This is a genomic window from Streptococcus sp. 27098_8_73, assembly GCF_041432495.1.
Taxonomy (GTDB): domain Bacteria; phylum Bacillota; class Bacilli; order Lactobacillales; family Streptococcaceae; genus Streptococcus.
In genome coordinates, this window is sequence record NZ_JAPVZT010000006.1 from 63,151 (window position 1) to 74,924 (window position 11,774).

The window sequence follows — 11,774 nt, forward strand, 5'->3', positions numbered from 1 at the left end:
TGTTTAAGCCACGACCTTTTCTTGAACACAAATCTGCTTTTTTATAATCAACAATAGAACTTCTAAGAAAATCTTTGCTATCACATGGAAATGGGACTGACTTGTAAAATTAGACGATTCTACCTTGATCGACGACCAGTTTTCCAGCCTTGTAGACCTGATGGGTCAGGTTAGTCGCAAAGAAATAAAGTGGATAGTCGATATTCTTAGCGTCTAGAATGGTAATGTCCGCCTGCTTACCAGTATCAAAGCTGCCAATCTTATCTTGACGGTTAACTGAGTAGGCCGCATTGATGGTTACAGCGTTGAGAACTTCCACTGGTGTCAGGCGCATCATAAAGCAGCCCAGCTGCATGACGAACTGCAGGTTAGCTGTTGGACAAGAGCCAGGATTGCTGTCGGTGGTCAGGGTGATGGCCATACCAGCTTCCAGCATCTTGCGGGCTGGTGCATAGGTATCTTCCATCAGACTGAAAGTAGTAGCTGGCAGGAGATTGCCGATAACCTTGGCTTCTGCCATCTTACGAATGCCCTCATCGGTCGCTACCATCAAGTGCTCTGCACTCGTTGCTCCTAGCTCAGCTGCTACATCTACTCCGCCGATAGACTCGATCTCATCAGCATGGATACGAAGCTTGAAGCCCATTTCCTTAGCCTTAGAAAGTAAGTAGCGCGACTCATCAGCTGTAAAGACGCCTTTTTCACAGAAAATATCACAGAATTCAGCTAGGTTTTCTGCTTTTACCCGAGGCAGCATTTCCTCGACGATAAGCTCCAGATATTCCTGAGAACGTCCCTTGTATTCTGGTGGAACGGCGTGGGCAGCCATAAAGGTCGAAACCAAATCAATATCGTGGTCACGGTCCAAAGCCCCAACGACATCTAGCTGGCGCTTCTCTGTTTCCCAGTCCAGACCATAGCCACTCTTGGCCTCAACAGTCGTCACCCCATGCAGCAGCATATAGTCCAGCAGTCTCTTAGACTTATCATAGAGAGTGTCAAAAGAAGCTTCTCGCGTTGCTCGGACTGTACTGAGAATACCGCCGCCTTGGGCAAGAATTTCCAGATAAGGGACTCCGGCTAATTTCTTAGCAAATTCATGTTCCCGGCTGCCACCGTAGACCAAGTGAGTGTGACAGTCGATCAAGCCAGGTGTAGCAATCTTGCCCTCATAAGACTGAATCTTAGTATCTGGTCCAACCAGACTGGCATCTGGCTCTCCACTGCCAACTGCTAGGATTTTGCCGTCTTTGACTGCAATGTAGCCGGCTTCCAAAACCTGAGCTTCCTTCATTTCCTCGCCAAAAAGGGGATGCCCGAGATCCTTGGGGCAGAAGACTTGATTAAAGTGAGTTAATAGTAAATCAGCAGTCATGCTTGTTCCTCCATTTCATTTTCCAACTTATTTACTTTTCATCATAATACACTATCGTCAAATTATAGTCAAAAACCAATATATATTAGATATATTGATATTTTTTATCTTTAGAAATATTTTCTTGACTTTGTACTGACGGCGCTGTTATAAAATAAGGTCAAATCTTAAGTTATTTTACAAGGAGGAATTAAACATGTCATTCTACAGCGAACAAGATATTGCAGCAGCAATGACCGTCAAATTAGACGATGTACTGCCTGAAAAAACAGTTTTCCAAGAAGGCATCCGCCGAGCACCTGACCGGGGCTTCCGTTTGACTCAAGCTCAAACCGAAATTGCTTTAAAAAATGCCCTTCGCTATATTCCAAAGAGATTTCATGAGGAAGTGATTCCAGAATTTCTGGAAGAGCTGAAAACTCGCGGACGGATTTATGGCTACCGCTGGCGTCCAAAAGAACGCATCTACGGTAAACCAATTGATGAATATAAAGGAAACTGTACCGCAGCCAAAGCTATGCAGGTCATGATTGACAACAACCTGAGCTTTGAAATCGCCCTTTATCCTTATGAATTGGTTACCTACGGAGAAACTGGATCTGTCTGCGCTAACTGGATGCAGTACAACCTGATCAAGAAATACTTGGAAGTCATGACAGACCATCAAACCCTGGTCGTAGAATCTGGCCATCCACTTGGACTCTTCAAATCCAAACCAGAAGCACCTCGTGTTATCATCACTAATGGCCTCTTGGTCGGTGAATATGACAATATGAAGGACTGGGAAATTGCAGAAGAAATGGGCGTGACCAACTATGGTCAAATGACAGCAGGTGGCTGGATGTACATCGGCCCTCAAGGCATCGTCCATGGTACTTTCAACACTCTCCTCAATGCTGGACGCTTGAAACTAGGCGTAGCTGATGACGGCGACCTGACTGGCAAACTCTTTATCTCTTCTGGTCTGGGTGGCATGAGTGGAGCTCAAGGGAAAGCGGCCGAAATTGCTAAAGCTGTGGCAATCGTAGCTGAAGTAGACCAATCTCGGATTGAAACTCGCCACTCCCAAGGCTGGATTAGCCAATTGGCTGAAAGTCCAAAAGAAGCTATCGACTTGGCTCAAAAAGCTCTGGAAGCTGGCGAATCAACTTCTATTGCCTATCATGGTAACATCGTAGACCTCTTGGAATACGTCAACGAGAACAATATCCATGTAGATCTGCTTTCTGACCAAACTTCTTGCCACAATGTTTACGACGGCGGCTACTGTCCAGCTGGTATCAGCTTTGATGAGCGGACTCGCCTCCTAGCTGAAGACAAGGAAACCTTTGTTAGGTTGGTTGACCAAACCTTGGAACGTCACTTCAAGGCGATCAAGACCTTGACTAACAACGGCACCTACTTCTTTGACTACGGTAATGCCTTTATGAAGGCAGTCTATGACTCTGGCATCAAGGAAATTTCTAAGAATGGCTTTGACGATAAAGACGGCTTCATTTGGCCATCTTATGTAGAAGATATCATGGGCCCAATGCTCTTTGACTATGGTTATGGTCCTTTCCGTTGGGTATGTCTGAGCGGTAAACACGAAGACCTAGTCGCTACCGACCATGCAGCTATGGAAGTGATTGACCCTAACCGCCGCTACCAAGACCGCGACAACTACAACTGGATCCGAGATGCAGAAAAGAACCAGCTGGTTGTTGGAACCCAAGCTCGGATTCTCTACCAAGACTGTATGGGTCGTGTCAATATCGCCCTCAAATTCAATGAATTAGTACGCGAAGGCAAGATTGGTCCTGTCATGATCGGCCGTGACCACCACGACGTATCTGGTACTGACTCTCCATTCCGTGAAACTTCTAATATCAAGGACGGTTCTAATGTTACCTGCGACATGGCTGTGCAATGTTACGCTGGTAATGCCGCTCGTGGTATGAGTCTGGTAGCTCTCCACAACGGCGGCGGAACTGGTATCGGTAAAGCAATCAACGGTGGCTTTGGCTTGGTATTAGACGGTAGTGAACGCATTGATGAAATCATCAAATCAGCTATCGCTTGGGATACAATCGGCGGAGTTGCACGTCGTAACTGGGCACGTAATGAGCATGCTATTGAGACAGCTATCGAGTACAACCGTCTCCACCAAGGCACAGATCACATCACCATTCCATACTTAACTGACGAAGATTTGGTCAAAGAATCTGTTAAGAAATTGTTCGAATAGAAAAAACTTGTCCCCCAACTTCTAAACTGAGCTAGGCCTCTCACCTAGCTCAGCTGGAAGTTCCACTTTATCCACTTTGTAATTTTTAATAATATATAACACGAGGTAATATCTTATGGCAAAAATTGTTGAATGTATTCCTAACTTTTCTGAAGGCCGCAACCAAGCGGTCATTGACGGTCTAGTGGAAGTAGCTAAGAGCGTGCCAGGCGTAACACTTTTGGACCACTCTTCTGATGCCAGCCACAACCGCAGCGTCTTTACCTTGGTCGGTGATGACCAAAACATTCAGGAAGTTGCTTTCCGTTTGGTAAAATACGCTTCTGAAAATATTGACTTGACCAAGCACCAAGGGGAACACCCTCGCATGGGCGCAACTGATGTCCTGCCTTTTGTACCGATCAAGGACATCACAAGTGAGGAATGCGTAGAAATTGCGAAGACCGTATCTGAGCGGATCAATCGTGAACTCGGTATCCCTATCTTCCTCTATGAAGATGCAGCGACTCGTCCAGAGCGTAAGAACTTGGCTAAGGTTCGTAAAGGACAGTTTGAAGGCATGCCTGAAAAACTCTTGGAGCCTGACTGGGCGCCTGACTACGGTGAAAGAAAGATTCACCCAACTGCTGGTGTCACTGCTGTCGGTGCTAGAATGCCGCTCATCGCCTACAATATCAACTTGGATACAGACAATCTGGAAATTGCCAACAATATTGCCAAAATCATCCGTGGATCAAGCGGTGGCTACAAGTACTGTAAAGCGATTGGCGTTATGCTGGAAGACCGCAACATTGCTCAGGTTTCTATCAACATGGTCAATCTAGAAAAATTCCCACTCTATCGCGTCTTTGAAACTGTTCGCTTTGAAGCCAAGCGCTACGGAGTTGGAATCCTCGGCTCAGAAGTCATTGGTTTAGCGCCAGCCAAGGCTTTGATTGACGCAGCAGAATACTATCTGCAAATTGAAGACTTTGACTATGGCAAGCAAGTTCTGGAAAACCATTTGCTAGGCTAGGAGGACAGAAACCTATGAAATTAGTAGATTTAAGTTTGACAGAATTTGCCCAAGTCCTAGGCTCAGATGCTCCTGCACCAGGAGGCGGCTCTGCCGCTGCTCTTTCAGCAGCCAACGGTATTTCCCTGACTAAGATGGTCTGTGAATTGACCCTTGGCAAGAAAAAATACGCAGAATTTGAAGCAGAAATTGCTCAAGTGCACGCAGAAAGTGCACGCCTGCAAGAAAGCCTACTCGTAGCTATTGACAAGGACACTGAAGCATTCAATCTAGTCTCCGCCGTCTTTGATATGCCTAAGGAGACAGAGGAAGACAAGGCTGCCCGTCGGGAAGCTATGCAGCAAGCCCTCAAGGAAGCGACCAAGTCACCTTATGGCATGATGGAAGACATCTTGGCTGCCCTGCAAACAACTCAAAAGGCTGTCGGCAAGTCCAATACCAACGCAGCAAGCGACCTGGGAGTCGCAGCTTTCAACCTTAAGGCTGGCCTGCAAGGAGCTTGGCTCAATGTCCTCATCAACCTCTCGGGCGTCAAGGATGAAGCATTCGTCGCAGACTACCGCAGCAAAGGTGAAGAACTCCTGCAAAAAGGCTGCGCTCTTGCAGATGAAATTTATCAAGAAATTTTGAAAGTTGTCTAACAAATAAACGGAAGAGAAGCTCACTCTTTCCTGTGAATGGACTTCCTCTTCTCAAGAGGTAACAATATGGTTTTATCAGATATTGAAATTGCCAATTCAGTTCAAATGAAGCCCATTAAAGAGGTGGCAGAAAAGCTAGGAATTGCTGAAGACGCCTTGTCTCTTTATGGAAATTACAAGGCAAAAATCAGTGCCGGCCAACTGGAAGGCTTAAAAGACAAGCCAGACGGCAAACTGATTCTCGTGACAGCTATTTCTCCAACACCAGCTGGAGAAGGTAAGACCACGACTTCTGTCGGATTGGTCGATGCTTTGGCTGCTATCGGTAAAAAAGCCGTTATCGCTCTGCGGGAGCCTTCTCTCGGACCTGTCTTTGGTATCAAGGGCGGAGCTGCTGGTGGTGGACACGCTCAAGTTGTGCCCATGGAGGACATCAACCTCCACTTCACTGGTGACTTTCATGCCATCGGTGTTGCCAACAACCTGCTGGCGGCCCTCATTGATAACCACATTCACCATGGCAATGCCTTAGGCATCGACTCTCGCCGCATCACTTGGAAGCGGGCAGTGGATATGAATGACCGGCAACTTCGCCACATTGTGGATGGCTTGCAGGGCAAGGTCAACGGTGTTCCGCGTGAAGATGGTTTTGACATTACAGTTGCTTCTGAGGTTATGGCTATTCTCTGTCTGTCAGAAAATATCACTGACCTCAAGAACCGTTTGGAAAAGATTATCATTGGCTACAGCTTTGAAGGTAAGCCAGTAACTGCCAAGGACTTGAAAGCTGGTGGCGCTATGGCTGCTGTGCTCAAAGACGCCATCCATCCAAACTTGGTTCAAACCCTGGAACATACACCAGCCTTGATTCACGGTGGACCTTTTGCCAACATTGCCCATGGCTGTAACAGTGTCCTAGCTACCAAGCTGGCTCTCAAATATGCCGACTATGCAGTCACAGAAGCTGGTTTCGGTGCTGACCTCGGTGCTGAAAAATTCATTGATATCAAGTGTCGTACATCTGGACTTCGTCCAGCAGCTGTAGTTCTGGTTGCTACTATCCGCGCTCTCAAGATGCATGGTGGTGTGGCTAAGAGCGATCTGGCTGAAGAAAATGTCCAAGCTGTTGTGGATGGTTTGCCAAACTTGGAAAAACATCTGGAAAACATTCAAGATGTTTATGGCCTGCCAGCAGTCGTTGCCATCAATAAATTCCCGCTGGATACCGAAGCAGAATTGCAAGCAGTTTATGACGCCTGCCAAAAGCGCGGCGTTGACGTAGTGATTTCCGACGTCTGGGCAAATGGCGGAGCCGGCGGTAAAGAGTTGGCTGAAAAAGTCGTTGAACTGGCCGAAGGAGACAATCACTTCCAATTTGTATATAATGAAGAGGACTCCATTGAGATCAAGTTGAACAAGATCGTTACCAAGGTCTATGGAGGCAAGGGCGTTCGCCTGACTCCTGCTGCTAAACGCGAGCTCAAACAGCTGGAAGAGCTGGGCTTCTCCAACTATCCTATCTGTATGGCTAAGACTCAGTACTCCTTCTCAGACGATGCTAAAAAACTGGGCGCACCTAAAGACTTTGTCGTGACGATCAGCCAGCTCAAAGTTTCTGCTGGTGCAGGCTTTATCGTTGCTCTGACTGGTGCGATCATGACCATGCCAGGACTGCCTAAGGTGCCAGCCAGCGAAAAGATTGATGTTGACAAAGACGGCAATATCAGCGGTTTTTTCTAATAAATACCAAAAATGACAAATGTAACCCTTCTAAAATCAAACGATTTTCAAGTTTCCGATTGGTCAGGGGGAAAGACGAAGCAACTTTATCTTTCCCCGCCAACTGGCCACTATAGCAAGCGTGACTTTGACTATCGGCTCTCAACAGCGACTGTGGAGTTGGCTGAAAGTCAGTTTTCTGACCTCAGCGGCTTTCACCGCATTCTCATGAGCCTGGACCACACACTTCATCTCCACAATGCCAGTCGGCAGGAGGAAACGGTTCTAGCTCCCTTCACCCCCTATTTTTTCGAAGGGAGTGATTCTATCACAAGTCGTGGGACTTGTACCGACTTTAACTTAATCTACAGCGACCATTATCAGGGACAGATGATTGCCATATCGGATGGACAAGAGCTTAGTCAAGATGAAGCAATTCAATTTATCTACGCCTTGAGTGATCTGATGGTGACAGGAACAGATCTGCCATCGCTTAATCTAGAGACAGGGCAACTTCTGATAGTGGAAAAAGAGACTCAGGAAACTGAGCTACAAATAATGTTTTCGAGTAACCAGCCAAAGGGTGCTCCCCTTGCTATATGGGCTGGTTTGACCCACATCCCTACTAAGTAAAGATACAAGGATGCCCTATCATCGTTCTATCTTTACTTGGAAAGGATCCCACATCTCTAAAGGAGAAACATTATTATGAATGCGACTAAACTCACTGCACAAGAACAAGAGCGAGAAAATGCGAAATTCAGCTTTTCTGGCGCTACTCTCTATGGTATCAATGCTGTTATCGGTTCAGGAATTTTCCTCCTGCCTCAAAAGATTTATAAAGGACTGGGTCCTGCTTCTCTAGCTGTCATGCTGGGAACTGCCCTCCTCGTTATTCTATTAGCCGTCTGCTTGGCAGAAACTGCTGGTTATTTTAATAAAAACGGCGGAGCCTTCCAATATTCCAAAGCAGCCTTTGGGGACTTTGTCGGATTTAATGTTGGCTTCCTAGGCTGGGCGGTTACCATCATCGCTTGGTCAGCAATGGCAGCAGGATTTGCGAGACTTTTTGTCATTACTTTTAAATCCTTTGCCCCCTATGAACTTCTACTCAGTGTGAGCCTGATTATCCTACTCAGTCTGATGAATATCTCAGGTCTTAAGACTTCTAAAATGTTCACCTTGACCGCAACCGTAGCCAAGCTCATCCCAATTGTTGCTTTCAGTCTATGTGCGATTTTCTTCATCAAAGGAGGAATTGACAAAGGAAACTTCACTCCGTTTGTTCAGCTAGAACCTGGCGTAGATATCATGAAAGCCATCTCTAGTACAGCTATCTATATCTTCTACGGTTTCATCGGTTTTGAAACCATGTCTATCGTTGCTGGTGAAATGCGCAACCCAGAAAAGAATGTGCCTCGGGCTATTTTGGGCTCTATCAGTATTGTATCAGTTCTCTATATGCTGATTATCGCAGGAACTATCGCCATGCTAGGTAGCCGAATCCTACAAACAGATGCCTCTGTGCAAGACGCCTTTGTCGAAATGATTGGCCCTGCTGGAGCATGGATTGTTTCTATCGGAGCGCTGATCTCTATTGCTGGACTTAACATCGGGGAATCTATCATGGTCCCACGTTATGGTGCAGCCATTGCAGATGAAGGCTTGTTACCTAAAAAAATCGCTGAAACCAACGCTAAAAACGCCCCTGTAATTGCCATTATTATCTCTGGACTTTTGTCCATCGCCCTACTCTTTACAGGAACATTTGAAGTATTAGCGGCTCTCAGCGTAGTCTTCCGCTTCTTCCAATACATCCCAACTGCTCTAGCCGTATTGGTATTGAGAAAGAAATATCCAGATAAAAAAGTGGTCTTCCGCGTTCCATTTGGTCCAGTCATTCCAATTTTGGCAGTTCTAGTCAGCCTCGTCATGATTTGGGGTGAAAATCCAATGAACTATGTCTATGGTCTCATCGGTGTCCTTGTCGCCAGCGCAGTCTACTATATCTACATAGTACTGATTTGTAAAAATAAAGTTCTTGAACAAAAAGGAGAATGAATCTTATGACACATGTAATCAATTTGGATGGCGAACACCTTACTTTAGAAGATGTCATTGCAGTAGCTCGTCATGGAGCCACCTGTGAAATTGACCAAGAATCTAAGAAAGCTGTAGAAGCTTCCCGTAAAATCGTAGATGACATCGTCCGCGAAAAGCGGGTAGTCTACGGTGTTACGACTGGCTTTGGCTCCCTCTGCAATGTCAGCATCTCGCCAGAAGATACAACTCAACTGCAGGAAAACTTGATTCGCACCCATGCTTCAGGATTTGGCGATCCTCTTCCTGAAGATGCAGTTCGTGCTATCATGTTAATTCGGATTAATTCTCTAGTCAAGGGCTATTCTGGTATCCGTCTCTCTACTGTCGAAAAACTTCTAGAATTGCTCAATAAAGGCGTCGTGCCATTTATTCCAGAAAAAGGCTCTCTCGGTGCCTCTGGCGACTTGGCACCGCTGGCTCACATGGTGCTTCCTATGCTAGGACTGGGCCACGCTTACTATCAAGGTCAACTGTTCTCTGGCCAAGAAGCTTTGGACAAGGCTGGTATTGAGAAAATTGCTCTAGCAGCCAAGGAAGGGCTGGCGCTGATTAACGGAACGACTGTCCTGACAGGTATCGGAGCTCTGGCTACCTACGATGCCATCCAGCTGCTTAAATTGTCAGATGTCGCTGGCGCCCTTTCCATGGAGGTCCACAATGGTATTACCAGTCCATTTGAAGAAGACCTGCATACCATCCGTCCTCAAAGCGGACAGCTGGCTACAGCACGCAATATCCGCAACCTTCTGGAAGGCAGTGGCAATACGACCGTAGCTACTCAACAACGGGTCCAAGACCCTTATACCCTGCGTTGTATTCCGCAGATTCATGGTGCCAGCAAGGACTCTATCGCTTATGTTAAGACCAAGGTAGAGATTGAAATCAACTCTGTTACAGACAACCCTATCATCACCAAGGAAGGTCATGTCATCTCAGGCGGTAACTTCCACGGTGAACCAATGGCTCAGCCATTTGACTTCCTCGGCATCGCTATTTCTGAAATCGGTAATGTATCCGAGCGTCGTGTAGAACGTCTGGTCAACAGCCAACTGAGCAAGCTACCATCCTTCTTGGTCAAACACCCAGGACTCAACTCTGGCTTTATGATTACCCAGTATGCTTGTGCTTCGCTTGCTTCTGAAAACAAAGTTCTGTCTCATCCAGCCAGCGTAGACTCTATCCCATCTTGTGAGAACCAAGAAGACTTTGTCAGCATGGGAACTACTGCAGCACGCAAGGCAGCTGAGATTCTCAAGAATTCTCGCCGCATCGTAGCAACAGAAATCATGGCAGCCTGCCAAGCTCTGGATCTGAAACCAGAAAACCATGAACTGGGCAAAGGGACCAAGCCAGCCTACGACCTCTTCCGTCAGCATGTCCGCTTTATCGAGTTTGATAAGGATATCGAAATCTACGAAGAGCTCAACAAGGCTTCTGAGCTGATTGAGAGCGATGAATTCCTAGCAGCCGTTGAAAAGGCTGTGGACTTGAGCATTCAGTTCTAAAGCTGATGACTCTGTAAAAAGTTAACCTAAGAAGCCCGCTCTCATGCAGCTGGGCTTCTTTTCCCGCCAAAAGCCATTGACAGGCTTAGCGGAAACTCTTATAATAAAGTCGCAACTATCGTTATCAAAAAGGACAAAATTATGTTAGAAGATTACTATCAGCTAGACAACCGTTACTATCAGCGAGGTCCAGAGGACAATCTATATACTGCTAAGTGGGGCATGGTCATTGAGTTTCTGGACTTAAATGATCCTAGCCTAACTCCTTTTGAAGGGGTGAACTTTGCCCTGATTGGCTTCAAGAGCGACAAGGGTGTCTATATCAATAACGGCCGAGTGGGCGCAGTTGAGGGCCCTCAAGCCATCCGAACTCAGCTGGCCAAGCTTCCTTGGCATCTAGGTAGAAACGTTCGCGTCTTTGACGTTGGCGATATCGACGGTCCTAACCGCTCTCTGGAACAACTGCAGCAAAGCTTGGCGCGAGCAGTCAAACTCCTGCGAGAGCTTAATCTCCGACCCATCGTTCTAGGCGGCGGTCACGAAACAGCCTACGGCAACTATCTAGGTCTCAAGTCGTCACTAAATCCTAACCAAAACTTAGCTGTGATCAATATGGATGCCCATTTTGACCTACGCCCCTACGATCAGACGGGCCCCAACTCCGGTACCGGTTTTCGTCAAATGTTTGATGATACCTTAGCTCAGAAACAGATCTTTAACTACCTCATCCTAGGGATTCAGGAGCATAATAACAATCTCTTTCTCTTTGACTTTGTAGCAAAATCCAAGGCTATCCAGTTCCTGACTGGAATGGACATTTACCAAATGGGTCACAAGGAAGTCTGCAAGGTAGTTGATGCTTTTCTTTCCGACAAGGAGCAGGTCTATTTAACCATTGATATTGACTGCTTTGCAGCTGGCGCTGCTCCTGGTGTCAGTGCCATCCAGTCGCTCGGTGTGGATCCCAATCTGGCTGTGCTGGTCTTCCAGCACATCGCAGCATCAGGCAAGCTAATTGGCTTTGACATCGTCGAAGTCTCTCCACCCCACGATATAGATAACCACACGGCCAACCTAGCAGCCAGCTTTGTCTTTTACCTAACCCAAATCTGGGCACAAGTACATGACTGATGGGCATTTAAAAACTTCATTACAAACATCAAAAGAGGATGAACATTGCTTTCATCCT

At 46.6% G+C, this 11,774-nt stretch carries 9 protein-coding genes; 8 read left to right on the forward strand and 1 reads right to left on the reverse strand.

All coding sequences use genetic code 11. The annotated features are described in order from the left end of the window. Positions 1-109 precede the first annotated feature (109 nt). Positions 110-1,375, reverse strand: a complete 1,266-nt coding sequence (gene hutI, locus O3651_RS05590; RefSeq protein ID WP_371609830.1) for an imidazolonepropionase — start codon at positions 1,373-1,375, stop codon at positions 110-112. A gap of 196 nt (positions 1,376-1,571) precedes the next feature. On the opposite strand from hutI, the gene O3651_RS05595 reads away from it, so the two are divergent. The 8 genes from O3651_RS05595 (at position 1,572) to hutG (ending at position 11,716) form a co-directional block, all read left to right on the forward strand. Then, a complete protein-coding gene (locus O3651_RS05595; protein WP_371609831.1) occupies positions 1,572-3,602 on the forward strand; it encodes a urocanate hydratase in 2,031 nt (676 codons plus the stop codon). A 115-nt stretch (positions 3,603-3,717) separates the two neighbouring features. After that, positions 3,718-4,617, forward strand: a complete 900-nt coding sequence (gene ftcD, locus O3651_RS05600) for a glutamate formimidoyltransferase (RefSeq protein WP_002903832.1) — start codon at positions 3,718-3,720, stop codon at positions 4,615-4,617. Between the two features lie 14 nt (positions 4,618-4,631). Beyond that, entirely contained in the window at positions 4,632-5,258 is a 627-nt protein-coding gene (locus O3651_RS05605; protein ID WP_371609832.1) for a cyclodeaminase/cyclohydrolase family protein, read from the forward strand. Positions 5,259-5,324: 66 nt separating this feature from the next. Continuing rightward, a complete protein-coding gene (locus tag O3651_RS05610; protein WP_371609833.1) occupies positions 5,325-6,998 on the forward strand; it encodes a formate--tetrahydrofolate ligase in 1,674 nt (557 codons plus the stop codon). 12 nt (positions 6,999-7,010) lie between these two features. Next, entirely contained in the window at positions 7,011-7,610 is a 600-nt protein-coding gene (locus O3651_RS05615) for a HutD family protein (RefSeq protein ID WP_045497975.1), read from the forward strand. Between the two features lie 75 nt (positions 7,611-7,685). Then, positions 7,686-9,038, forward strand: coding sequence for an APC family permease (locus O3651_RS05620; RefSeq protein WP_062123308.1), 1,353 nt, complete (start codon positions 7,686-7,688; stop codon positions 9,036-9,038). Positions 9,039-9,043: 5 nt separating this feature from the next. Continuing rightward, on the forward strand, positions 9,044-10,585 hold the full coding sequence (hutH, locus tag O3651_RS05625; RefSeq protein WP_371609834.1) for a histidine ammonia-lyase: 1,542 nt from the start codon (positions 9,044-9,046) through the stop codon (positions 10,583-10,585). Between the two features lie 141 nt (positions 10,586-10,726). Beyond that, positions 10,727-11,716, forward strand: coding sequence for a formimidoylglutamase (gene hutG, locus O3651_RS05630; RefSeq protein WP_371609835.1), 990 nt, complete (start codon positions 10,727-10,729; stop codon positions 11,714-11,716). Positions 11,717-11,774 lie beyond the last annotated feature (58 nt).

Bases quoted from the DNA above. Each gene is read 5' to 3' on its own strand.
- O3651_RS05595 (WP_371609831.1), top strand. From the start codon at position 1,572: ATGTCATTCTACAGCGAACAAGATATTGCAGCAGCAATGACCGTCAAA.
- hutI (WP_371609830.1), bottom strand. From the start codon at position 1,375: ATGACTGCTGATTTACTATTAACTCACTTTAATCAAGTCTTCTGCCCC.
- O3651_RS05615 (WP_045497975.1), top strand. From the start codon at position 7,011: ATGACAAATGTAACCCTTCTAAAATCAAACGATTTTCAAGTTTCCGAT.
- O3651_RS05620 (WP_062123308.1), top strand. From the start codon at position 7,686: ATGAATGCGACTAAACTCACTGCACAAGAACAAGAGCGAGAAAATGCG.
- ftcD (WP_002903832.1), top strand. From the start codon at position 3,718: ATGGCAAAAATTGTTGAATGTATTCCTAACTTTTCTGAAGGCCGCAAC.
- hutG (WP_371609835.1), top strand. From the start codon at position 10,727: ATGTTAGAAGATTACTATCAGCTAGACAACCGTTACTATCAGCGAGGT.
- hutH (WP_371609834.1), top strand. From the start codon at position 9,044: ATGACACATGTAATCAATTTGGATGGCGAACACCTTACTTTAGAAGAT.
- O3651_RS05610 (WP_371609833.1), top strand. From the start codon at position 5,325: ATGGTTTTATCAGATATTGAAATTGCCAATTCAGTTCAAATGAAGCCC.
- O3651_RS05605 (WP_371609832.1), top strand. From the start codon at position 4,632: ATGAAATTAGTAGATTTAAGTTTGACAGAATTTGCCCAAGTCCTAGGC.